Origin of the sequence: Maridesulfovibrio sp. (assembly GCF_963678865.1) — a bacterium.
GTDB lineage: Bacteria > Desulfobacterota > Desulfovibrionia > Desulfovibrionales > Desulfovibrionaceae > Maridesulfovibrio.
The window spans coordinates 1,772,866-1,795,875 of the sequence record NZ_OY787459.1 but is presented as its reverse complement, the minus strand read 5'-3'; the positions used below and the strand labels follow the sequence as shown (position 1 = coordinate 1,795,875).

20 protein-coding genes are annotated in these 23,010 nt (G+C 49.6%); 13 read left to right on the top strand and 7 right to left on the bottom strand.

The annotated features are described in order from the left end of the window. The first annotated feature begins 183 nt into the window (after positions 1–183). Positions 184–3,708, top strand: coding sequence for a pyruvate:ferredoxin (flavodoxin) oxidoreductase (nifJ, locus tag ACKU41_RS08345; protein WP_319780948.1), 3,525 nt, complete (start codon positions 184–186; stop codon positions 3,706–3,708). A gap of 87 nt (positions 3,709–3,795) precedes the next feature. Here nifJ and rimK read toward each other — a convergent pair whose 3' ends face one another. Both rimK and ACKU41_RS08335 read right to left on the bottom strand, forming a co-directional pair. Beyond that, on the bottom strand, positions 3,796–4,701 hold the full coding sequence (rimK, locus tag ACKU41_RS08340) for a 30S ribosomal protein S6--L-glutamate ligase (protein WP_321405007.1): 906 nt from the start codon (positions 4,699–4,701) through the stop codon (positions 3,796–3,798). 18 nt (positions 4,702–4,719) lie between these two features. Then, positions 4,720–5,190, bottom strand: coding sequence for an ATP-dependent zinc protease (locus ACKU41_RS08335; protein ID WP_319780946.1), 471 nt, complete (start codon positions 5,188–5,190; stop codon positions 4,720–4,722). Between the two features lie 259 nt (positions 5,191–5,449). Here ACKU41_RS08335 and ACKU41_RS08330 point away from each other — a divergent pair, with 259 nt between their 5' ends. The 9 genes from ACKU41_RS08330 to dxs all read left to right on the top strand — a co-directional run bounded on the left by ACKU41_RS08330 (position 5,450) and on the right by dxs (position 15,603). Further along, positions 5,450–6,154: a phosphoadenosine phosphosulfate reductase family protein gene (locus tag ACKU41_RS08330; protein WP_321405006.1), complete on the top strand. Its 705-nt coding sequence runs from the start codon at positions 5,450–5,452 to the stop codon at positions 6,152–6,154. A gap of 75 nt (positions 6,155–6,229) precedes the next feature. Continuing rightward, positions 6,230–6,937 (top strand): uracil-DNA glycosylase, encoded by a 708-nt coding sequence (locus ACKU41_RS08325; protein ID WP_321405005.1) that lies wholly within the window; start codon positions 6,230–6,232, stop codon positions 6,935–6,937. Between the two features lie 203 nt (positions 6,938–7,140). Then, positions 7,141–8,217: a flavodoxin-dependent (E)-4-hydroxy-3-methylbut-2-enyl-diphosphate synthase gene (gene ispG, locus ACKU41_RS08320; protein WP_319780943.1), complete on the top strand. Its 1,077-nt coding sequence runs from the start codon at positions 7,141–7,143 to the stop codon at positions 8,215–8,217. Beyond that, entirely contained in the window at positions 8,218–9,963 is a 1,746-nt protein-coding gene (locus tag ACKU41_RS08315) for a proline--tRNA ligase (RefSeq protein WP_321405004.1), read from the top strand. A gap of 48 nt (positions 9,964–10,011) precedes the next feature. Then, positions 10,012–11,391, top strand: coding sequence for an exodeoxyribonuclease VII large subunit (gene xseA, locus ACKU41_RS08310; protein ID WP_321405003.1), 1,380 nt, complete (start codon positions 10,012–10,014; stop codon positions 11,389–11,391). 18 nt (positions 11,392–11,409) lie between these two features. Then, positions 11,410–12,309 carry a M23 family metallopeptidase gene (locus ACKU41_RS08305; RefSeq protein WP_319780940.1) on the top strand — a complete coding sequence of 300 codons (900 nt, stop codon included), beginning with the start codon at positions 11,410–11,412 and terminating at the stop codon, positions 12,307–12,309. 90 nt (positions 12,310–12,399) lie between these two features. After that, on the top strand, positions 12,400–12,642 hold the full coding sequence (locus ACKU41_RS08300; RefSeq protein ID WP_319780939.1) for an exodeoxyribonuclease VII small subunit: 243 nt from the start codon (positions 12,400–12,402) through the stop codon (positions 12,640–12,642). Beyond that, positions 12,632–13,522, top strand: coding sequence for a farnesyl diphosphate synthase (locus tag ACKU41_RS08295; RefSeq protein WP_319780938.1), 891 nt, complete (start codon positions 12,632–12,634; stop codon positions 13,520–13,522). The genes ACKU41_RS08300 and ACKU41_RS08295 overlap by 11 nt, the downstream gene beginning before the upstream one ends. 161 nt (positions 13,523–13,683) lie before the next feature. Then, positions 13,684–15,603 carry a 1-deoxy-D-xylulose-5-phosphate synthase gene (dxs, locus tag ACKU41_RS08290; RefSeq protein WP_319780937.1) on the top strand — a complete coding sequence of 640 codons (1,920 nt, stop codon included), beginning with the start codon at positions 13,684–13,686 and terminating at the stop codon, positions 15,601–15,603. Positions 15,604–15,694: 91 nt separating this feature from the next. On the opposite strand, the gene ACKU41_RS08285 is transcribed toward dxs, so the two are convergent. From ACKU41_RS08285 to ACKU41_RS08275, 3 genes are all read right to left on the bottom strand, one after another. Beyond that, positions 15,695–16,207 (bottom strand): hypothetical protein, encoded by a 513-nt coding sequence (locus ACKU41_RS08285; RefSeq protein ID WP_321405002.1) that lies wholly within the window; start codon positions 16,205–16,207, stop codon positions 15,695–15,697. Positions 16,208–16,420: 213 nt separating this feature from the next. Beyond that, entirely contained in the window at positions 16,421–18,100 is a 1,680-nt protein-coding gene (locus tag ACKU41_RS08280) for a long-chain fatty acid--CoA ligase (RefSeq protein ID WP_321405001.1), read from the bottom strand. Positions 18,101–18,222: 122 nt separating this feature from the next. Beyond that, positions 18,223–18,861: a hypothetical protein gene (locus ACKU41_RS08275; RefSeq protein ID WP_319780934.1), complete on the bottom strand. Its 639-nt coding sequence runs from the start codon at positions 18,859–18,861 to the stop codon at positions 18,223–18,225. Positions 18,862–19,095: 234 nt separating this feature from the next. On the opposite strand from ACKU41_RS08275, the gene ACKU41_RS08270 reads away from it, so the two are divergent. Further along, positions 19,096–20,049, top strand: coding sequence for a chemotaxis protein (locus ACKU41_RS08270; protein ID WP_319780933.1), 954 nt, complete (start codon positions 19,096–19,098; stop codon positions 20,047–20,049). A gap of 79 nt (positions 20,050–20,128) precedes the next feature. Here the strand turns inward: ACKU41_RS08270 and ACKU41_RS08265 are convergent, their stop codons facing one another. Together ACKU41_RS08265 and ACKU41_RS08260 are read right to left on the bottom strand one after the other, a co-directional pair. After that, the gene (locus ACKU41_RS08265) at positions 20,129–20,407 is read right to left on the bottom strand and encodes a hypothetical protein (protein WP_319780932.1); all 279 of its coding nucleotides are present in this window, start codon (positions 20,405–20,407) and stop codon (positions 20,129–20,131) included. Positions 20,408–20,425: 18 nt separating this feature from the next. Continuing rightward, positions 20,426–21,415, bottom strand: a complete 990-nt coding sequence (locus tag ACKU41_RS08260) for an NAD(P)H-dependent glycerol-3-phosphate dehydrogenase (RefSeq protein WP_319780931.1) — start codon at positions 21,413–21,415, stop codon at positions 20,426–20,428. Between the two features lie 188 nt (positions 21,416–21,603). Between ACKU41_RS08260 and ACKU41_RS08255 the strand changes: the two genes are divergently transcribed. Both ACKU41_RS08255 and ACKU41_RS08250 read left to right on the top strand, forming a co-directional pair. Continuing rightward, positions 21,604–21,972: a hypothetical protein gene (locus ACKU41_RS08255; protein ID WP_321405000.1), complete on the top strand. Its 369-nt coding sequence runs from the start codon at positions 21,604–21,606 to the stop codon at positions 21,970–21,972. Positions 21,973–22,371: 399 nt separating this feature from the next. Further along, a complete protein-coding gene (locus ACKU41_RS08250) occupies positions 22,372–22,857 on the top strand; it encodes an Lrp/AsnC family transcriptional regulator (protein ID WP_321404999.1) in 486 nt (161 codons plus the stop codon). Positions 22,858–23,010: the final 153 nt, after the last annotated feature.

Here is a 23,010-nt window from a genome sequence, read left to right as displayed (position 1 = left end):
TCCGCTTTCAAGGTTGGATATGAAACTTGGAAGTGCAGTATTTTTAAGTATTTTGAACGGCTGACCAACTTTTTAAAGAAATCGGCCTGAAAGCTGTGAAATACGGGTAGGCAACGCATATGGTCGTGTGTTACACTTTCCGCCGCACGCCTTCCCAACCATAAAGACACGGAGTATTAAAGAATGGCAAAAAAAATGAAAACAATGGATGGTAACCAAGCCGCTTCCTATGTAGCCTACGCTATGTGTGAAACAGCTGCCATCTATCCCATTACCCCCTCATCTCCCATGGCCGAACTGGCTGACGAGTGGGCCGTTCAGGGTCTGAAAAATATTTTCGATACCACCATGGAAGTCCGCGAACTGCAGTCCGAAGCCGGTGCAGCAGGGGCTCTTCACGGTGCGCTGGCAGCAGGTAACCTTTCCTGTACATTCACCGCATCTCAGGGGCTGCTGTTGATGATCCCCAACATGTACAAGATTGCCGGTGAACTTCTTCCCACCGTCTTTCATGTGTCCGCCCGTGCAGTAGCCGGGCAGGCTCTGTCCATCTTCGGTGACCATCAGGACGTAATGGCCTGCCGTCAGACCGGATTCGCTATGCTGGCTTCCAACTCTGTACAGGAAGCCCTCGACCTCGCCCTTGTTTCCCATCTGGCGACTGTTGAATCCAGCATTCCTTTTGTTCACTTTTTCGACGGTTTCAGAACTTCTCACGAAGTGCAGAAGATCGAACTGATTGATTACGAAGACATGGCCGCCGCCCTGAATTGGGATAAGGTCCGTGATTTCCGTGACCGTGCTCTCAACCCCGAGCATCCGCACACCCGCGGTACCGCACAGAACCCGGATATTTATTTCCAGGCCACCGAAGCTATCAACCCGTACCGTGACGCTGTCCCCGGTTATGTTGAAGACGCTATGGCCAAGGTCAAGGAAATTACCGGTCGTGAATACAAACTTTTTGATTACGTTGGTCATCCCGAAGCTGAAAACGTAATTGTTGCCATGGGTTCAGGTTGTGAAACCATCGAAGAAACCATCGAGCTTCTTGCGGCTGAAGGCGAAAAAATCGGTTTGGTCAAAGTCCGCCTGTTCCGTCCCTTCTCCATCGAGCATCTTGGACGTGCTCTTCCCGCAACCTGCCAGCAGATCACTGTTCTGGACCGTACCAAGGAAGGCGGCGCCATCGGTGATCCCCTGTACCTCGATGTATGTACCGCTCTGAAGGAAATGAATATCGAGCTGCCCGTTTACGCCGGTCGTTACGGCCTGGGTTCCAAGGAATTCACACCTTCCATGGTCAAGGCTGTTTACGACAACATGAAGTCTCTGTCTCCCAGACATCACTTCACCATCGGTATCAATGACGATGTTACCCGTCTTTCCCTTGAAATCGGAGAGAATCTCGACACCACACCCGAAGGTACTGTTCAGTGCAAATTCTGGGGTCTCGGTTCTGACGGTACCGTCGGCGCAAACAAGCAGGCCATTAAAATTATCGGTGACAAGACTGATATGTACGCACAGGGCTACTTTGCCTACGACTCCAAAAAGTCAGGCGGTATCACCGTTTCCCACCTGCGTTTCGGTAAGAGCCCCATCAAGTCCACTTATCTCGTCGAAATTTCCGACTTTATCGCCTGCCATAATCCCAGCTATGTAAAACTTTACGATCTGCTGGACGGTATCCGTGAAGGCGGGACTTTCCTGCTCAACACCAGCATGGGCCTTGAAGAGCTGGAAGCCGAACTTCCTGCAAAACTGCGCCGTAAGATTGCTCAGAACAATCTCAAGTTTTACGTCATCGACGGTGTTAAGATCGCAGGTGAAGTAGGCCTTGGCGGACGCATCAACATGGTCATGCAGACCGCGTTCTTCAAACTGGCAAACGTCATTCCCTTTGAAGACGCAGTTAAATACCTGAAAGAATCAATCAAGACCGCTTACGGCAAGAAAGGCGATAAAATCGTCAATATGAACAACGCTGCTGTTGATCAGGCCGAAGCAAACCTTATTGAAATCAAATATCCCGAAAGCTGGGCCACTGCCGAAGATGAAGAATCCGTTGAATCCTTCGAGCCTGAATTCATCACTGATGTGGTCAAGCCTATCCTTGCACAGAAGGGTGATGATCTTCCGGTCAGCGCATTCTCCCCTGACGGACGTTTCCCCATGGGTACTTCCCGCTTTGAAAAACGCGGTGTAGCGATCATGGTTCCCGAATGGATCATGGACAACTGCATCCAGTGCAACCAGTGTTCTTTTGTCTGCCCGCACAGTGCTCTGCGTCCCGTGCTCGTAGATGAAGAGGAAATGAAAATTGCACCTGAAGGCTTTGAAACCATTGAAGCAAAGGGCAAGGGCCTTGAAGGTCTTAAGTACCGTATGCAGGTCAACACCCTTGACTGTCAGGGCTGCGGCAACTGCGCCGATATCTGCCCGGCTAAGGAAAAAGCTCTGGTCATGAAGCCTCTGGCTACCCAGACCGAAAAAGAAGTTCCCAACTACGACTTCTCTGAAATCGTGTCCTTCAAGGACAGGGTCATGGCCCGCTCCACCGTCAAGGGCAGCCAGTTCCAGCAGTCCCTGATGGAATTCTCCGGCGCATGTGCCGGTTGCGGTGAAACCCCCTATGTCAAGGTTCTCACCCAGCTCTTCGGCGAACGCATGATCATTGCCAACGCCACCGGTTGTTCCTCCATCTGGGGCGCATCCGCTCCTTCCACTCCTTACTGCGAGAATATTGAAGGTCACGGACCGGCCTGGGGTAACTCCCTGTTTGAAGATGCTGCTGAATACGGCTTCGGTATGGAAATGGCTATCTCCAACCGCCGTGACCGTCTGAAAATGCAGATGGAGCAGGCTCTTGAGCTGGACATCACCGATGAACTCAAAGCCGCTCTCAAAGGCTGGATCGAAAACAAAGATGATGCTGCCAAGTCCCTCGAATACGGTGACCAGCTGCGCGAACTCCTCGCAGTGGAAGCTGACAACTACGACCTGCTGCTCGAAATCGAAGAGCAGGAAGACATATTCACCAAGAAGTCCGTATGGTGCTTCGGCGGTGACGGCTGGGCATACGATATCGGTTTCGGCGGTGTTGACCACGTTCTCGCTTCCGGCAAGGACATCAACATTCTCGTCATGGATACTGAAGTGTACTCCAACACAGGCGGACAGGCTTCCAAGGCAACCCCGCTCGGTTCTGTTGCCAAGTTTGCAGCAGGTGGTAAGCACACTTCCAAGAAAGACCTCGGCCGCATGATGATGAGCTACGGCTATGTTTATGTTGCTTCCATCTCCATGGGTGCCAACAAGAATCAGGTCATGAAGGCTTTCCTCGAAGCTGAATCCTACCCCGGACCTTCTTTGATCATCGCTTACGCTCCCTGCATCAACCAGGGAATCCGTAAGGGTATGGGTAAAACCCAGCTCGAAGGTAAGCTTGCTGTTGAGTCCGGTTACTGGCCGCTTTATCGCTTTGACCCCCGCCGCGAAGAAAACGGTGAAAATCCGTTGGTTGTTGAGTATAAAGAGCCTGACGGAACCTTGCAGGAATTCCTTTCCGGTGAAAACCGTTACGCTATGCTTGAGCGCATGATGCCTGAAGCATCCAAGACCATGCGTGCCGGTATCGAAAATGATTGCAAGAAGAGATATAGAATGCTCAAACAGCTTGCCGAATTGGATTATTCGCACGAGTAATCAAGTTACAGCAAAAATGTCTGTGTAAAATTAGGCCCCCGCATCCGATGGATGCGGGGGCCTTTTGAATTTTATCGACTGAAATTATCAGCCCTTACCCTTGGTCTTGGTTTTACCTGGCTGGGCATTTTTTTCAATGTACTCAATCAGGCTTCCTGCGACATCTAAATTTGTGGTTTTTTCTATGCCTTCAAGTCCGGGGGATGAGTTTACCTCCATGACCACCGGGCCGTGATTGGAGCGCAGAATATCTACCCCGCAGAACCCCAGTCCCATGATTTTGGCACTGCGGACTGCTGTGGAACGTTCCTCGGGAGTAATCCTGACCTGAGTTGCAGAGCCGCCCTGATGCAGGTTGGAGCGGAAGTCTCCCTCGCGTCCCTGTCTTTTCATGGAAGCGATAACCTTGCCTCCGACCACAAGGCAGCGAATGTCCGAACCGGAGGCTTCGGATATGAATTCCTGTACAAGTATGTTGGCCTCAAGCCCCTTGAAAGCTTCAATGATACTTGCAGCGGTCGCCCTTGTCTCGGCAAGGACAACTCCCTTGCCCTGTGTGCCTTCCAGCAATTTGATAACCAGCGGAGCACCGCCCACAATATCAATCAGGTCTTCAGTGTACTGGGTGGAGTGGGCAAAAGCCGTCACCGGAAGTCCGATTCCCTTGCGGGCCAGAAGCTGCAGGCTGCGCAGCTTATCCCGGGAGCGGGTGATGGCTACGGATTCGTTGACACAATAAACGCCCATCATCTCGAACTGGCGGACAACCGCGCAGCCGTAAAAAGTGATGGATGCCCCTATGCGGGGGATGATAGCATCAAAACCTTCAAGCTTCTCTCCTTTGTAGAGAATGCTGGGGTTGTGTGAAGTTATATTCATGTAGCAGCGAAGAGGGTTGATAACCCTGACTTCATGGCCGCGAGCCTTGCAGGCTTCCACAAGTGAATTTGTGGAGTAAAGTTCCCTTTTGCGGGAAAGAATGCCGATTTTCATTCGTGCCTCCCGAAATATTTATTTATAATACTCTGCTGCGTGTTTTCTGCCCAGCAGGTATGATCCGGCCGGATCGACAATGAGCCGGTCTTCCATGGCTGTTCTGCCCAGAAGCATCCTGAATTTCATTGAATCCCGGTTGGTCAGGGTCAGTTCAATATCCCAACTCTTATCGCCGAGCACTAATTGCGAGTTGATCACAGGACGTTCCTCGCTTATGCCTCCGGAGTTGGTGACTGTGCGGAAGTCAATTACCGGCGCTTCGCAGAATATCTCCACGCGTGTGTTCTTTTGCACCGGGTGAATACCGAACCGAATCCATTTGCAGCCATCCCGTTGGAAAAATTCCTGATGAAAAGAATGCAGGCATGATGTCTTCGCTCCGGTGTCAGTTTTGAATTTTATTGCCGGAATATTTAATTGCGGGAAAGCTCCCCATTCCCTCCAGCCGATGACCGTTTTTTCCTGTATGTTTTCAGGACAGTTCATAAACTGCTCCTTGCGTGTAAAAAAGATGTAAAAGTGAAGCTTGATGCAGTATTTTAAAGATATGTAAAGTATATCAAAATTGAGTGCATGAGTAAGCTTCTAATTACAGCGAGGTAGGGCATATAGCCGTGAGTAACTAAAAGCAAGAAAAAAGATTGAGTGTGTTGCTTTTTGCGAATCGAATTTCCGCCTTTGGCTGCAGCTTGCAAAAAGACCGGTTTCAGGCAACAAGAGGAGTACTTTTTTCAAGGAGATAATCTTGACTGATATTAACGTGTCCGTTCCTCTGGATGCCAAAGTGGCTCACAGTGCCGGTTTGATGTCCGGCATGCTGGAGATGTATCCACCTGAACGGATCGCAGTTGCATGGACCGGCGGAAAGGATTCCACTGTGGTGTTGGCTCTTTGGCGTGAGGTGCTCAAAAGTAAGGGTAAGGAAGCCTCGCTGGTGCTTGTTCCGCAGGCCCTGTCCATTGACACCGGGGTTAAATTTCCCGAAGTCATGGCTTTCCGGGACAGTGTCTCACTGCAATGGGGTGTGGATGTGAAAATTATTCGACCTGATGTCGATCTTTCCGGGTATCCCCTCGCTGAGGACCCGGTAAAATGTTGCGCCGATCTCAAGATCAGACCCTTGCAGAAAGCCATAGAAGTTTTCGAGATAGACCTGCTCATAACCGGTATTCGCCGGGATGAGCACCCCAGCAGGGTTGGGCGCAGCTATATGGAAGTGCGTGATGATCCGGAGCACACTCTGCTGAATCCTATTCTTGAATGGACCGAGATGGACATCTGGTCGTTTATTGCCATGCACCGGATTCCGCATTGCGAGCTTTACGATCAAGGTTATCGGTCTTTGGGATGCAGACCCTGTACTGTTAAAGGCGGCAGCGCTGAACGCGACGGTCGCAGTTCCGAAAAAGAACGCAATCTGGAACAGCTCACGTCCATGGGATATTTTTAGGGATTAAAGGCGTTAAGCCCCTTTGGGGTCGTTGTTAAGGGGATTGAGGCTTTAATATAAAGAGAGATTTTTGTTATGAGAGTTAATTTTTGTTTGTCCAGTTATGATGTGCATGAATCCTGGCGTGGATTTTTTACCCTTCCCAGAATGATGGAACTGGATCGGATCAGTTCATCCATCGGCAGGGATTTTACACCTAATGCAGATAAGGTGCTCCGCTTTTGTCAGACTGATCTTTCCGGTATGAAGGTTGTTATCCTCGGGCAGGATCCTTATCCGCAGCAGGGGGTGGCTACCGGGAGGGCTTTTGAAGTAGGAGATATAAAAAGCTGGGAAGATCCGGTGAATAATTCGCTGGGCAATATGATCAAGCTTTTTCATAAAAACCATACGGGCATTGATGAAGTGCTCGGCATCGGAGCAGTTCGTAAGGATATTGTCGGTGGGAAATTTCCGCTCCTGCCGCCGAAAAAACTATTTTCCCATCTGGAAGAGCAGGGGGTGCTTTTCCTTAACACTGCCCTGACCTGCAAAATAGGAGAATCAAACAGTCACCGCGATATCTGGAAATCATTTTCCGATGGACTGCTGCGTTTCATTCATCGTGAAAATCCGCAGGCCAAATGGCTGCTCTGGGGCAGTAATGCCTGTGAAATGGGAGATTTTGTCCCTGCTGCCAATAAACTTCAGAGCCACCACCCCATGCTTTATTCCAAAAAGCCCGGTTCCTTCCTTGGCGAGAATCATTTTGCCAGATGTCCTGAAATCAACTGGGTGGGATGAAAATCAGCTTAGTTGCGGCTTTTAATTGCGCGCAATTCTAATATTGACAGCTGCGAAGCACAGTAACATTTTTTGGATTTAAGGCCCCCGGCAGAGTACTCGAAGGGCTGCCGGGTCCATACTTGGCTATCGTTTCAATATATATTATGCTACCGCGCACGTTATTTTTAATAAGCTTAGAAACTGAATAAATCAGGTGTAAAATGATCAATAGAAAAAAGACCCGTGAGTTGTTTATCGGGGATGTCGGCATTGGTGGAGACAACCCGATCAGGGTCCAGTCCATGTGCAACACCGACACCCGTGACGCTATTTCTACCCGGGCACAGATTGATGCACTGGCCGAGGCCGGATGCGAAATAGTACGTGTTGCCGTTCCTGACGAAGAAGCCGCCAAGGCTCTTCCTCAAATTCGCAAAGGTTCTCCGGTTCCGCTGGTGGCGGACATCCATTTTGATTATCGTCTGGCTCTTGCAGCCCTGGAAGCCGGAATTGACTCTTTGCGCATCAACCCCGGTAATATCGGCGGTGAAGACAAGGTTGATTCTGTTGTCGCCGCAGCCAAGGAGCGCAATGTACCCATCCGTATCGGAGTGAACGGAGGTTCGCTGGACAAAGCTCTGCTCGCCAAGTATGGCGGTCCGACTCCGGAAGCAATGGTTGAAAGTGCGCTGGAACACGTGGCGCTGCTGGAAAAGAGAAATTTTTACAACACCAAGATTTCACTCAAATCTTCATCCGTACTGAATACCATAGCAGCTTACAAACTGCTCTCCGAAAAGGTGGATTACCCGCAGCATGTGGGTATCACCGAGGCCGGAACTCTGGTGCGCGGAGCGGTTAAATCTTCTGTCGGGCTGGGCATCCTGTTCTGGGAAGGTCTGGGAGATACCATGCGCGTTTCCCTGACCCACGATCCGGTGGCTGAAGTGGGGGTTGCATGGGAAATCCTGCGCTCGCTGGGACTGCGTGAGCGTGGCCCTGAGATTGTTTCCTGCCCTACTTGCGGACGCACTGAGATTGACCTGATCGGATTGGCCCAGAAGGTGGAAGACAACCTGCGCGGAGTAAAGGAAACCTTTACCGTAGCGGTGATGGGCTGCGTGGTAAACGGTCCCGGCGAAGCCCGTGAGGCTGACATCGGCATTGCCGGCGGCCGTGGACTGGGCATCATTTTCCGCAAGGGGGAAGTCATCCGCAAGGTCAGGGGTGATGAAAATCTGCTGCCTGAATTTATGAAAGAAATTGAAATATTCCTGAACGAAAAGAGAGGACAATAAATGCGTTTAAGCCGTTATTATATTCCCACACTGAAAGAAGACCCTTCCGAAGCGGAAGTGGTTTCCCACAAACTGCTCATGCGTGCGGGCATGATCCGCAAGCTGACCAGCGGTATCTATAATTACCTGCCTCTGGGACTCAAATCCGTAAACAAAGTCGCTGCCATCGTGCGCGAGGAAATGAACCGCGCGGGTGCTCTGGAAGTGCTCATGCCCATGGTTCAGCCCGGTGACCTCTGGAAGGAAACCGGACGCTGGGATTACTACGGCAAGGAACTGCTGCGGGTGAAGGACCGCCATGGCCGCGACTATTGCCTCGGCCCAACCCATGAGGAAGTTGTTACCGACCTCGTGCGCGGTGAAGTAAAATCCTACAAGCAGTTGCCGCTGAATCTCTACCAGATCCAGACCAAATTCCGTGATGAAATTCGCCCACGCTTCGGCCTGATGCGCGGTCGTGAGTTTATCATGAAGGACGGCTACTCCTTTGACAAAGATGAAGCCGGTGCCGAGGAATCCTATCGCGGTATGTTTGAAGCCTATAAAAAAGCTTTTACCCGTATCGGGTTGAACTTTCGCCCCGTGCAGGCTGATTCCGGTGCAATCGGTGGTGACTTTTCGCATGAGTTTCATGTGCTGGCCGAGACTGGTGAAGATACCATAGCAGTATGCAAGGATGAAAAATGCGGCTATGCTGCCAACCTTGAAAAGGCAAAGGTTGCAGCTCCAGCAGGGGAAAGCATGCTCAATGCTGAATGCCCGGCAATCGAAGAAATTTCCACTCCCGGCAAACACACCGTGGAAGAAGTCTGCGAGTTTCTCGGCGTAAGTGAAGACAAGCTGGTCAAGACCCTGCTTTTCACTGTGGATGGTGAGCCTGTTGCTGCGCTTGTTCGCGGCGACCGGGAAATTAACGACGTCAAACTGCGCAACCTCGTAGGCGGAAATGAAATTGAAATGGCAAACGAGGAGCAGGTCAAGGAATGGACCGGCGCACCTGTCGGTTTTGCCGGACCTGTAGGCCTCAAGATAGAGCGTATTTTTGCCGACCATGAACTGCTGGCCGCTACCGATTGGATTGCCGGAGCTAACAAGGGCGATACCCACATCAAGCACCTATCCCTTGGCCGTGATTGCAAGATTGAGCAGTTTGCGGACCTTAGGGTGATAACCGAAGCCGAGCCCTGCCCTGAGTGCGGTGCGGCTATCGAGTTTACCAAGGGTATTGAAGTCGGACACGTTTTCAAATTAGGTTCCAAGTATTCCAAATCCATGGAAGCCACCTTCCTTGATGAAAACGGCAAGACCCAGCCTATGGTTATGGGGTGTTACGGCATCGGTGTTTCACGTATTGTTGCTTCCGCAATTGAGCAGAACAACGATGAGAACGGTGCCATCTTCCCTCCGGCAATCGCTCCTTTCGAGCTATGTGTGATTTCTCTCGGCGGTAAAGACGCTGCTGTAAATGAAAAAGCCGAAGAGCTTTACAATGAACTCATGGAAATGGGCATTGACGCTGCTTACGATGACCGTAAGGAACGTCCGGGTGTTAAGTTTGCTGATGCTGACCTGATCGGATATCCCATGCAGCTGGTTATCGGCGGCAAGGGTCTCAAGAACGGTATCGTTGAAGCCAAAAACCGCAAGACCGGTGAAAAAATAGAACTGCCCCTTGAAGGTTTCACCGAAGCCTTCAAAGCATGGCGTGCCGAAATCTGGCAGTCATGGGGACTTGAAGCTAAATAATTTAATGAGGTTGGTGCTGTAAAAACAGCACCAACCTCATATTAAAGTATGAAAATATTTTCAGTAACTGACATAACCCGTGCCGTGAAGGACGTTCTGGAGACGGAATTCCCGTTTATCTGGGTGCGGGGGCAGGTTACGAACTTGGCCCGGCCCGCGTCCGGGCATATTTATTTTACGCTCACTGACGGTGATGCGGGCTTGTCTGTTGTCTGGTTCAAAGGAAATCAGCGCACAGGCGGCAGTGACGGCGGAGAGTCAATTAACCCGTTAACCGGGGAGATTGAATCGGGGGGGCCGTTAGAGCTTGAAGACGGCATGGAAATCCTATGTGCCGGACATATGAATGTTTATCCTCCGCGTGGAGTGTATCAGCTTGTGGCTGAACTTGTTCAGGAGCAGGGCGTTGGCGACCTGAAGCTTGCCTTCGAGGCCATGAAACGCAAGCTGGAAGAGAAAGGTTATTTTGCCGAAGATCGCAAAATGGAAATACCCCGTTCTCCGAAGCGGGTGGCAGTCGTTACCGCTCCCACTGGTGCAGCTGTCCGGGATTTTCTGAAGATCGCTGAAACGCGCGGCACCGGGGCCGAAATACGGATTTACCCCACACTGGTGCAGGGAGACCTTGCTCCGGGCCGGATTGCTGCTGCGTTGGATCTGGTCGGTGATGACGGCTGGGCTGAAGTTGTGGTGCTCATCCGTGGTGGAGGATCACTTGAGGATCTTTGGGCCTTTAACACAGAGCAGGTGGCGGACGCTCTTTTTCGTTCCACAATTCCGGTTGTCTGCGGTGTGGGGCATGAAGTGGATGTTTCCATTGCAGACTATGTGGCCGACAAGAGGGTGGCGACCCCCAGCCATGCAGCGCAGGAGCTCTGGCCCCGCCGTGAGATTTTGGTGCAGACTGTGGATGAGCTGGAAAGTTCACTCGTGCGCGGATTTGAGAATTATCTGAATGTGCGTGAATCCCGGCTGGAAACCCTGCACAAAGGTCTGAGTTGGCTCTCCCCGGCGCAACGTATTGAACGGCTGCTGACTGCTTTCGCAGAGGAAGGGGAAAGGTTGAACCGTACTGCTCTGAACTTTGTGAATTCAAAATTTGATACGGTTGATGCCCTTGCACACAGATTGGCTTTTGCGTTTGGCGGGGACAGGATTGAGCGCATGCAACAGGATCTTGTCGGGTTGGATCTCAGGTTGTCCCGCGCTGTCGATATTTTTTTGAAAGCGAGGCAGGCTGAATATGAAAATTCGGCTACCTCGTTACGCATGTTGGACCCGGAAAGTCCGCTTGAGCGGGGATATTCCCTCGTGACAGTGGAAAAGAACGGAACTTTTTTACGCAGCCCGGATGAAGTTGCCGAAGGTGATGCTATCCGGGTCCGGGTGAAGTCCGGTGAGGTCCGGGCAAGGGTTACCTCTGAATAATTTTGGAGATTATGAAAAATGAACGGATATAAACATTTTCGCATAGCATTTCTGTCTCTGTTTCTGCTTTTGCTGTGCGCGTCTACCTCGCTGGCTTCGGTTTTTCTGGCTTACCCGAAAAAAGTAGGTCTTGGTGAACCGTTTATGGTCCGGGTGACTTCCGACAAACCGCTGGAATCTGTTTCCATAAAGTGGAAAGGTAAAAGCGTGGAGCCTGAAATCCGCAGTTGGGATGGGCGTTCTGTCGCGCTGGCAATGTTCGGAACCGACGTGCTTTTTGATAAGCCCGGTCGGGATAAAATTGTGATTAAAACAGTATCGGAAGGGAAGGAGCGTACCTTCGGGCGTACTGTGAAAGTTAAAAAGAAGAAGTACAAAGTCCAGCGCTTGACCCTGCCTGAGAAAATGGTCACCCCGCCGCATGAAGTCTATGACAAGATCGCGCAGGACCGTAAGGAAGTAAAGGCTGCCAAAGAAGTGATGAGTGCTGAACGTAAGTGGTTTGTTCCCTTTGCCCGTCCGACAAAAGGATCTCAATCAAGTCCATACGGTGCGCAGCGCATTCTGAACGGCAAGCCCAAGAATCCTCATCGCGGACTTGATTTCCGGGGAGCCAAGGGCACAGCCGTCAAAGCCATGGCCGACGGCAGGGTGGTTTTGGTAGGCAATCATTACTACGCCGGAAATTCCGTCTACATTGATCATGGTAACGGGGTGGTTACGATGTATTTCCATCTTTCGCGAATCGATGTTAAGGAAGGCGAGTTAGTGGAACGCGGGCAGCTTATCGGCGGCATCGGTTCCACCGGAAGGGTCACCGGACCGCACCTGCACATGAGCGTATCTGTACAGGGAAAGTTGGTGGACCCCAATTACATATTGCAAAAATCAACCGATCAATTGCTCGGAATTAAATAAGATTTAGATACGAAGCGGCGAAGACCTGATAAAACGTTTTGGGATTCTTAAACCCTTTTGGAAAAGGGTTTAAGCCGCCGGAGGCATCTTTTGACAAAAGACAATAAAACATTTGAAGTCCGTCTGGACCGCTTGAAGGCAATAGTCTCCGCCCTGGAAAAGGGCGATCTTCCCCTTGAGGAAGGTGTTGCTCTTTTTAAAGAGGGACAGACCCTTTCAAGGGAATGCGCCTCGCAGCTGGAAAAGGCCCGTAACGAAGTGAAAATTGTGAATGATGGCAAAGTAGAAGACTTTGACGTTGATACAGAAGAGGATACAGCGGATGACAGTTAAAGAAAAACTCGCAGTACATGCTGCGGAAGTAGAAAAATATCTTGGTGAATGTCTTAAGGATATGGAAATTCCTGAAAATCTTCTGGAATCAATGGAATACAGCCTTCTGGCCGGTGGCAAAAGACTGCGCCCTGTTCTGGTGCTGGTCTGGGCTAAAATGCTCGGCGCCAGTACAGAAGCGGTTATGCCGTTCGCTGCCAGTCTTGAGATGATCCATACCTATTCACTGATTCACGATGACCTCCCGGCTATGGATGATGATGACCTGCGTCGCGGCAAGCCCTCAAACCATAAGCAGTTTGATGAAGCCACAGCCATTCTCGCCGGGGACGGGCTGCTCACAGAGGCCTTCGGATTCATGACCAAAGCTGATGCTCCTGCACAGCATGTTGTCGAAGCCATTGCACTTATGGCTAAATCAGCTGGCAGCGCGGGCATGGTCGGCGGTCAGGTTGTGGACATGGGCTACACCGGACGGGAAGGAGTGACTCTTGACGAGCTTAAGGTTATGCACTCCATGAAAACCGGGGCGCTTATTCTTTCAGCTTGTAAATCAGGCGCAATTCTGGCTAAAGGAGCAGAGGCGTCCGAAGATGATGTCAGAAGGGCGGAAGAGTACGGAAGACTCATCGGCGTAGCATTTCAGATTGTGGATGATGTTCTGGATGTTGTCGGTGATGAAGCTACTCTCGGTAAGCCTGTGGGCAGCGATATAGAGCAGGGTAAATCAACTTACCCCAGCCTGATCGGACTGGAAGAGAGTAAGGAACTGGCCCGTAAATATGTTGACGAGGCTGTGGAACTGCTTTCTCCTTACTCTGGAGAAGAGGCCGAGTTTCTCGCAGAACTGGCCTGTTATATTGTAGACCGGGTTTATTAAACTGAATCCGGTTCAGGTATGGAAAAGATTTTTATACGTTGCGAAGTTAACAGTGTTAAGTAGCGTGCGCCAAACAGTGGATTCCAGAGGGAGTTGGGGAGTTTGCTGTTACGCTGCTTGAGTTTACATAGATTGAAACCAGTGGTGAGGTTCTTTGGGATATGAGTGAAAATGAAACTTCCTGTGGATGCGGAAAATACGCACTTCTACAGACAATAAATAATCCTGCGCAGGTTCGCGAGCTGAGTGATGAGCAACTCTCGCAGCTGGCCGGGGAATTGCGGCAGTGTATAATAAATACCGTTTCCGTGGGGGGCGGGCATCTCGCACCTTCCCTTGGTGTTATTGAGCTGACTCTGGCCCTGTTTAAATGTTTTGATCTTGACCGGGATCGTCTGGTCTGGGACGTAGGTCATCAGGCATATGCCCATAAGATCCTTACCGGGCGTTACAAGTCTTTTCATACTCTGCGCCAGAAAGACGGCATCAGCGGTTTTCCGCGTATGGCCGAGAATCCTTATGACCATTTCGGTGTAGGGCATTCCAGCACTTCCATTTCTGCTGCTCTTGGTATGGCCGTAGCCAGCGACCTTGAAGGTGTGAGCCGTAATTGTGTGGCTGTTATAGGTGACGGTTCCATGACCGCCGGACAGGCCTTTGAAGGGCTTAATCAGGCCGGAGGCATGAAGCGCAACATGGTGGTGATCCTTAATGACAATGAAATGTCCATTTCCACCAACGTGGGAGCTCTTTCCGCTTTCCTGAGCCGTAAACTTTCCCACCCGGTCATGAACCGTTTCAAGAAAGATTTCGAGTCCATCCTCAAACAGATTCCCAAGATCGGTGATGATCTGGCCATGTATGCCAAACGGGGTGAAGATTCATTCAAAAGTTTTTTTACTCCGGGTATGCTTTTTGAGGCCCTTGATTTTACTTATCTCGGTCCTATTGACGGACATAATCTGGAAGAGTTGGTTGATGTTCTTGAGCAGGTCAAGAAGATGGACGGGCCGGTACTGGTTCATGTCTTGACCAAGAAGGGCAAAGGGTATGCCCCGGCAGAAGACAACCCCACATATTTTCATGGCGTAGGCAGTTTCGAGCCTGAGACAGGCCGGGCCAAGAAATTCAAGGGCGGCCTTCCTTCCTACACTGAAGTTTTCGGTAACACACTTTGTAAGATGGCGGAGAAAGATGACAAGATTGTCGCCATTACCGCCGCAATGCCTGAAGGAACCGGGACCAATAAATTCCGTGAACAGTTTCCGGACCGCTTTGTGGATGTGGGAATCTGTGAGCAGCATGCGGTGACCTTTGCCGCAGGGCTGGCAACTTTGGGTTATAAACCCGCAGTGGCTATTTATTCCACCTTCCTGCAGAGGTCATACGATCAGGTGGTGCATGATGTCTGCCTGCAGAACCTTAATGTGAACTTTTTCCTTGATCGCGGAGGATTGGTCGGTGCTGATGGCGCTACCCATCATGGCGTGTTTGACATGTCCTTCATGCGCCATATCCCCAACCTGATTTTCATGGCACCCAAGGATGAAGCCGAGCTTTCCCGCATGGTCAGGACTGCAATTGATTTTGATGGCCCTGCTGCGGTGCGCTATCCACGGGGCGTTGGTATCGGGGCTATTCTTGAAGAAACCCCCAGTGTCCTTGAAATAGGTGAAGGTGAGCTGCTGCGTGACGGTTTTGACGGAGTGGTTATCACTATCGGTTCAAGAGTTTGGCCCGCAGTGGAAGCAGTTGAAGAAATTGACGAAAAATACGGTAAAGCTGTTGCAGTCTTTAATGCCCGTTTTATAAAGCCGCTGCCCGAAAAACAGATTCTGGAACTGGCTTCCCGGTTCAAGAAAATTCTCATTGTTGAAGAAAACGCCAAGGCCGGCGGGTTCAGCTCGGCAGTGATTGAGCTGTTGGTGGACAATAATGCCATCGACGGGCACGAGATAAAGCGTCTCGGCGTCCCTGACGAGTTCATTGAACACGGAACTCAGCTTGAGCTGCGCAATGATCTGGGTATCGATACCGAAGGTATGAAGAAAACTATGGTAGAGATGCTGGGGTTGAAGTAACTGATCCTTAAGGAGTGGCTTCATTTGTTTGGGTGAAGCCTGATCTATGTAAATAAAAACCGCATTCAGTTTTGAATGCGGTTTTTTTATTCTACATCTTCAGGAGGATAGGTCCGTCTTCTGGCAATCCTTCCGGAACGCCCTCTTTCAGGAATTTCCGCACATCTTCTGCCAGTGCGAGAACTCCTTTTTTGAGCAGTGTGGGACCTGCCTCCTGCGCTATCAGGTTGAACAGTTTCAGAAAAATTTTTGCTTCACCTGATTCAATTGTGCCTGATGCTTTGGCGCTGATGTCGGTGCGGAAAGCTCCGATGGGGGTGTCCCGGCACATGGCAATGCCGCTGATTCCGGGCAGGGCTCCGGAAAGTGAAATCTCGTCACCGTCTTTTATTTTTACCCCGTCAATGTCATCAACCGGGGAACCGTTCACGAAAATCGCCCGGACCCTTGTTTCAGCATAGTCGGGGCTAAGCCCGATTTCTTCAACCATGAATTCTCGCACGCTTATGCCGGAAGTCGTTTGGATAAAAACTCCCTTTTGCAGCAGGGTTGTTGTGCCCGGAATCCCGGCCTGAATGGTCACGGTTTTGAGATTTTCCTGCATGGCAGTCCTCGCATAGTGAGATGTTTAATTGTGTCTTTTGTGGTATAATTGTTTGTAATTATTAATGATAATGCTCTGTTAACCAAGGCTTGTCAAATAAGAAAACGCCCTGCCGGAGTGTTCTTCCGACAGGGCATAATTCTTAATCTTAGAAAATATCTAACAATTCTAAAGGCAAAATTACCTTTGCGGTTAAAGGCCAGAATTGTCAGGTCATGATTTCTTTTTTTTCGCTTCTTCTTCACGCAGGGCACGGCGCAGGACTTTACCGACCATGGTCTTAGGCAGTTCGCTACGAAATTCCACTTGTCTGGGAACTTTGTATCCGGCAAGTTTTTCACGGCAGTAGGCTATTATTTCAGCCCGGTCCATGCTCTGACCTTCTTTCAGGACAATATAGACTTTGATGATTTCACCGCGGGTCTTGTGAGGCAGGCCGACTGTCACAGCTTCCTGGATTTTGGGATGCTTGTAGAGAACTTCGTCAACTTCGCGGGGGTAGATGTTATAGCCGCTTGAGATGATCATATCCTTTTTGCGGTCTACAATGTAGAAGTAACCTTCTTCATCCATATAAGCGATATCTCCGGTGTAGAGCCATCCGTTGCGCAGGGTCCCGGCTGTTTCGTCTGGTTTGTTGTAGTAACCTTTCATGACTTGCGGCCCGCGGATAACCAGCTCACCCATTTTTCCGGGAGGAAGCTGTACACTACCCACTTCCATATCCACAATGGCGGCATCAGTGGAGGGTATAGGCATGCCGATGGAACCGGGTTTCTTTTTGCCCAGCAGGGGATTGAGATGGGTGACCGGAGAGGCTTCGGTAAGCCCGAAACCTTCAACAATGGTCGCACCGAAAACTTCCTTGAATTCTTTGATTCCTTCCACAGGCATCGGGGAGGATCCGGACAGACAGTATTTCACTGAAGCAACGTCATATTTCTCTACTTCTTTCTGCTGCAGCAGGGAAATGTACAGAGCCGGAGCACCGGGAAATAGGGTCGGTTTCAATTTGTGCATGGTTTTCAGCACATCAAGGGGAACGTAACGCGGGAAGGGAACCATGGTAGCGCCAAGCAGGGTCGCGAAGTTCAGGCAGACTGTCAGGCCGTATATGTGGAAATAGGGTAGGATCCCCAGTACGATCTCCTGTTCTTCCCCCAGTTTGTTGAGCATGGCATGGGCCTGCTGCACGTTTGCACTGAGGTTGGCGTGGGTCAGATTGCACCCTTTGGATAGACCTGTAGTGCCGCCTGTGTATTGCAGCACTGCTGTGTCTTCCGGTCTGATGTTAGACGCGCTGAATCGTTCTTTACCGGCCCGGAGGGTATCCCACTTGATGATTGAAGAACCATTGTAGGGGATCTTGGGGGTGTTTTTGCTCCGCATGCATTTAAAATTATAAAGCATGTTCAGAGGAAATTTCAGGGTATCGGAAATTCTGGTGACCAGATATTTGCGTATCGGGAGTTTGTCGCGCAGCTTCTCCACTTTTGACCAGAGCAGGTCAATGGTGATCAGCATCTTTGCCCCGGAGTCATTAAGCTGATGGACGATCTCTGTTTCCATGTACAGCGGGTTGGTCAGGGTAACCACTGCGCCTGCTTTGAGGATCGCGAAGTAGGTCATGATCATCTGCGGGGTGTTGGGCAGCATGATGGCAATTCTGTCGCCCGGTTCAATGCCCAGTTTGCGCAGGTTGGCGGCCATAATTTCGACCTCACGCTGCAGCTTGCCGTATGTTATGGACCAGTTCTGGAATTCAATAGCCTTGCGCTTGGGCCATCTTTCGGCTGTCAGGTCCAGATATTCAAACAATGGTCGATAGACAAAATCTACAGTCTGGGGCACATCAGGATCATAATGATCCAGCCACGGGCGTTTAATCTCCACTCCTAACCTTCCCTTATTCAAAGCATTAGTAATTTGCATCCCCCCGCACGGGGACGTAGTTATTCATTAAAGAGGGGCGAGTATATTGATCTGTTAAGATTCTTGCAAGTTTGTATGTCAGCTCATTTCCGGGCCGATCTGGAGAATATATCCAGCAGGTAGGCAGTGATCGCCTGATTTGCTCCCTGTCCGCATTTCTCGAAAGGACAGCCCAGGGCATAAGGTACTTCCATCGGTCTCGGTGTGCCGTGATAGACAACAGCATCCCTGCCGGATATCGATTCCTTGACAAGAATCTGCATGGTGATGAAGCAGGAGTTGGGGCCGCTTCTGATTCGCTGTATTTCGGGGCTCCATTCGTTGATCAGTACCGGGTATTCGGCAAAAAAAGGGTCGCTATAGAAGCCGTCATATTCAAACCCGACCTGCTGGGATACCCCGGCTGCGGCCAACTTCGGTGAAATGGAACCAACTCGGGCTTCAATGAGGTAGTTGGTATTTCCGTCAGGAGTGTAGTGGTAGCCTATGCCTTCCAGTGATTGAATAATATTCTGCTCTATGGGTACGACCCCGGATTCAACCTTGTGCGGCAGTCCGTTACCCTGAAGGTCAAACAGGATAACCCGGACATTGAATGATCCTGGTCCGGGGTTGAAAACGGTCATGGGAACCGGGGGTGTAGTTTCGTGCCCGGCACAACCGCTGATGAGTACAAAAAGGCAGATGCAGAACAGTTTTACGTGAGTGGAAAATTTTAACATAATTGCCCCTTTAGTTTGGATGAGTGATACATCGGATCAGTTGTATCTTAAAGCGTGGAGCCTAGCAATATAGACGTATGATAATAGAATGCAGCTTTACGTAAAATTTAATAAGATGTGTATTTCTTATTAAAAAGAGGATATTCACTTGATCTAGGCTGGGTGGGCATCTACAATGTATAGGTATGCAGCCTAAAAGACAGAAGAAGAGATTGTTTTCTGGAGAGTCGTTATATGCTGGATAATGAAATATTACTTGATACCGGTACTAATGAATTTGAAATTATTGAGTTTTTTATCGATGACAAGTGCGGGGGCAGCGATGAGCGTGATTATTTCGGCATAAATGTGGCCAAAGTGCTTGAGGTGGTAGAAGCCCCCAAGGGATTGGAAGCTGCCGAGGGCGCTCCGCATCCCAGCTATCTCGGGACCATGTCACTGCGTGATATTATCCTCCCGGTGATTGATCTTTCGGTCTGGCTGGATATTGAGCGCAAGGAGTCTGAAAACGAACTTATCGTTGTTACCGAGATTAATAATGTAATCTCCGGCTTTCTGGTCACCGGCGTGACTCAGATTCACCGTATCGGCTGGGGAGACCTTAAGACTCCCAATAAGTATATTGCAGACATGGACAGCAACTGCATCACCGGGACTGTGGAGATCAAGGATCGTTTCGTCCTGATGATTGATCTGGAGAGGATTCTCGGTGAGCTTGATCCCGAAATGGCTGAGCGCAGCGACGGAAAGATTTATTCCGCTCCGGAAAAAATGACTGCTGTGCTGGTGGATGATTCAGTCTCGGTACGTGCTTTACTCAATAGAAATTTCGAGTCCGCAAATTTTGAGGTCCAGTTGTACTCCAACGGCCTTGAAGCATGGGAAGCATTGAAGGAAATCAGTGACGAAGCCAAAGAAAGCGGAGGAGGCGTTGCTGATGTTATCGATATCGTTGTTTCAGATATAGAAATGCCCCAGATGGACGGCTATACTCTGACTAAAAAAATTAAAGATCATTCTGATTTATCAAGTCTTCCGGTGATTCTTTTTTCATCCCTGATTACCAAGGGGCTGTATCATAAGGGAGAAGCGGTAAAGGCCGATGATCAGGTTACCAAACCTGAGTTCAACGAGTTGACCGGCCGGGCCATTGCATTAATTGAGAAATACAGGGAACGGCGGCAGTGAGGCTGTTGTTCGTTAAGAGTTAAGATTAAAGTCTAGTTTATAAAGTCCCTCTTCGTACTATTGAAGAGGGACTTCATTTTTATTTTTTTACCCAGCCGCGCTTATGCATGCATTTTTCAAAAGTTGTTTCATAAGCGTAGTTTTCAGAAAACTCAGCTTCGTAGGTGGTAGGTTCTGGCGGTTCCCCGTCGGTTTGTGCTCCCACCGGAACATTCTGGTTGTCCATGTTTTCGCAGAATTCGCTGTCCTGCTTAAATATTTCCTTTTCTTTAAGCGGATCGGCAATGTTCGGGTTGTGCCATGATCCGCAGCCGCCGAGCATGAGCAGGGCCGCAGAAAGCAGCAATAATTTCTTCATCAGGTGCTCCTTTAAAAATTACTCCGCCTTGAGGTCACGGTTCATCAGGTCGCGTACCGCTGTGGCGGGGTCTTTGTCTTCATAGAGAATTTTGTAAACCTGTTCGGTTATAGGTAGCTCAACTCCAAGTTTTTTTGCAAGTAGATGGACTGATTCCGTTGTTTTTACTCCTTCTGCCACCATACGCATTTTCAGGATTTCGCTCAGTTTCAGCCCTTGCCCGAGTTTGATACCTACCTGCCGGTTTCGGGAAAGATCACCTGTGCAGGTCAGTACAAGATCACCCATGCCGGAAAGCCCCATGAAGGTTGATGCTTGCGCACCCATGGCTTTGCCCAGCCTGCTCATTTCGGCAATGCCGCGGGTGATCAGGGCCGCACGGGTATTATGCCCGAATTTAAGTCCGTCGGCCATACCTGCGGCAATGGCCATGATATTTTTTATGGCTCCCCCGATTTCAACTCCCCGGTAATCAGGATTGGTGTATATTCTTAAGTAAGGTGTCGAGAAAAAATCCTGTACTTCGGCAGCCAGTTTTTCATCCTCGCAACCAAGTACAATGGAGGTGGGAAGCTCTGAACTCAACTCATATGCGAAGGTCGGACCGGAAAGATGTGCGAATCTTGGATTCAATCCTTCCAGAGCCTCATTGACCACCTGTGACATGGGGGCCCCGGTATTGAGCTCGATTCCCTTGCTGGCGCAGATAACCGCCGGGTTCTCAGGGAAGTACCGTTTCATTTCTATGAGGGCACTGCGTAGAAACTGGCTGGGGACTACAAGTACGTAATAGTCGGCTCCGGTAATGACTTCCTCGGCGTCACTGCTGGCTTTAAGATTTTCGGAAAGTTTGAAATCAGGCAGAAAAACACTGTTGTATCCGGTTTTGTTTATTTCGTCGCTAAGCTCTTTTTCGCGAACCCAGAGGTAGGTGTCGAGGCCTTTTTTGGCTAAAGTATTGGCCAGAGTTGTTCCCCATGCTCCAGCTCCGATCACTGCAATTTTCATATATGATCTCCTTAAAATTTCTTTTCAGCGTGAATTTAATATCGCGTTCAAGTTACCTCTCACATAAAAATTTGGCAACCTGTTCAAAAATGAAAGGGGGTTAGCGATAGTGAAAAAGAAAAATTGCATGGATGATTAGACCTGTATATTCTCATGTTGCTTTGAGAATTTTTTGCAAGGACAGCTTTATGATCCGTATTGAAAAAACAACTCCCCGCTTTGCCCTGACCATGGCAATTGAACGCATGGGCAAAGATTTAAATGTCAGTCTCTACGGTGGAGACGGACCTCATATAGGGGCAGTGGCTTTGGCTGTGCCTCACGCCGGGCTGCGGGACAGTGAAAAATTGGATGCTTCGGTTTCCGTATTGACCGTTACCGGGCATAAGGAAGATGAACTGGCCCGCAAAATTGCGCATGTGCTGGCAACCGTCTTCAACTGTTCTGTCTCCGTGTCTTGTGGAATACATCTGGAGAATGCCGCAAAACAGGAAATTGTAGATGTGCTTGATGCTGCAGATCAAATTTTGGCGCAGGCTATTGAAGAATTGTCCTGAATCAGATTTCAAATTTACCATGTAACCTGACGTAAGAACCATAACCACCGCAATCAAGAGTCCCGATACAACTCCCCAACGCCATCTGCGACTGAATCCGCCTTCCCCGTTCTTTTTAGGGGTTACCGGCATTGTTCAGTCACCTCCATGCTGTTAGGAGTTATCCCTAATGTCTCCATTCCACTAATCAAATCAGATCAATCATTCCTCCTTGATTGAAAATAAAAAGATTGCACTATTGTAATATTGCATGTTTGGGGTTTTTAATCCAAGAGTTAAGTCAAAAAAAGTGCCTTAATCGGGAGGAACAGCCAAAATAAATATTTCACCCTCAACACTTGAGGATGAAGCAATATGCGGTTATCACAAGCAGACCAAAGAAAATACCAAGGATGGGATATGGCGAAAAAATTTACTGAAATTGAACATAATATTCTGGCACTGGCGGGAACCAATCTTTCCTGTAGTGCGACTCCTTACGCAGATATTGCGGAACAGGTCGGTTGTTCCGAACAGGAAGTTCTGGACCTGTTGAGCCGTCTGAAAGACGATAAAATTATCCGCCGTTTCGGCGCGACCCTCAGGCACCAGAAGGCTGGATACGGCGCAAATGCCATGGTTGCGTGGCGGGTGACTGAAGAGCAGGAACCGGAAAAAGTAGGCGAATTCATGGCCGCACGTCCTGAAATCAGCCATTGTTACCTGCGTCTTATTTATGAGGATTGGCCCTACAATCTTTATACAATGATCCATGGTAAAGGGCCGGATGATTGTAAAAACGTGGTTGCTGAACTCATGGAACAGACCGGGATCACCGATCATTGCATCCTGCGCAGTCTCAAAGAGTTGAAAAAGACCTCCATGGTCTACTTTGAACAGAAATAGATTTTACACGGGGCATGAACTCAATTCCCCCCGCATACCGTAATGTTTTCCCGGCGAAGCCCTATTAAATGTTTTTGGGATTCTTAAACCTTTTTTTCAAAAATGGTTTAAGCCGCCGGAGGCAAAATCTTTTTATCAAAAGCGCGAAGCGCA

What these genes read in the sequence shown, in the direction of transcription:
- ACKU41_RS08315 (WP_321405004.1), top strand. Translation starts at nt 8,218, where the DNA reads ATGCGTTTAAGCCGTTATTATATTCCCACACTGAAAGAAGACCCTTCC.
- ACKU41_RS08335 (WP_319780946.1), bottom strand. Translation starts at nt 5,190, where the DNA reads ATGAACTGTCCTGAAAACATACAGGAAAAAACGGTCATCGGCTGGAGG.
- ACKU41_RS08265 (WP_319780932.1), bottom strand. Translation starts at nt 20,407, where the DNA reads ATGAAGAAATTATTGCTGCTTTCTGCGGCCCTGCTCATGCTCGGCGGC.
- ACKU41_RS08255 (WP_321405000.1), top strand. Translation starts at nt 21,604, where the DNA reads ATGATCCGTATTGAAAAAACAACTCCCCGCTTTGCCCTGACCATGGCA.
- ispG (WP_319780943.1), top strand. Translation starts at nt 7,141, where the DNA reads ATGATCAATAGAAAAAAGACCCGTGAGTTGTTTATCGGGGATGTCGGC.
- ACKU41_RS08305 (WP_319780940.1), top strand. Translation starts at nt 11,410, where the DNA reads ATGAACGGATATAAACATTTTCGCATAGCATTTCTGTCTCTGTTTCTG.
- xseA (WP_321405003.1), top strand. Translation starts at nt 10,012, where the DNA reads ATGAAAATATTTTCAGTAACTGACATAACCCGTGCCGTGAAGGACGTT.
- nifJ (WP_319780948.1), top strand. Translation starts at nt 184, where the DNA reads ATGGCAAAAAAAATGAAAACAATGGATGGTAACCAAGCCGCTTCCTAT.
- ACKU41_RS08250 (WP_321404999.1), top strand. Translation starts at nt 22,372, where the DNA reads ATGGCGAAAAAATTTACTGAAATTGAACATAATATTCTGGCACTGGCG.
- ACKU41_RS08260 (WP_319780931.1), bottom strand. Translation starts at nt 21,415, where the DNA reads ATGAAAATTGCAGTGATCGGAGCTGGAGCATGGGGAACAACTCTGGCC.
- ACKU41_RS08285 (WP_321405002.1), bottom strand. Translation starts at nt 16,207, where the DNA reads ATGCAGGAAAATCTCAAAACCGTGACCATTCAGGCCGGGATTCCGGGC.
- dxs (WP_319780937.1), top strand. Translation starts at nt 13,684, where the DNA reads ATGAGTGAAAATGAAACTTCCTGTGGATGCGGAAAATACGCACTTCTA.
- ACKU41_RS08275 (WP_319780934.1), bottom strand. Translation starts at nt 18,861, where the DNA reads ATGTTAAAATTTTCCACTCACGTAAAACTGTTCTGCATCTGCCTTTTT.
- ACKU41_RS08270 (WP_319780933.1), top strand. Translation starts at nt 19,096, where the DNA reads ATGCTGGATAATGAAATATTACTTGATACCGGTACTAATGAATTTGAA.
- ACKU41_RS08325 (WP_321405005.1), top strand. Translation starts at nt 6,230, where the DNA reads ATGAGAGTTAATTTTTGTTTGTCCAGTTATGATGTGCATGAATCCTGG.
- rimK (WP_321405007.1), bottom strand. Translation starts at nt 4,701, where the DNA reads ATGAAAATCGGCATTCTTTCCCGCAAAAGGGAACTTTACTCCACAAAT.
- ACKU41_RS08295 (WP_319780938.1), top strand. Translation starts at nt 12,632, where the DNA reads ATGACAGTTAAAGAAAAACTCGCAGTACATGCTGCGGAAGTAGAAAAA.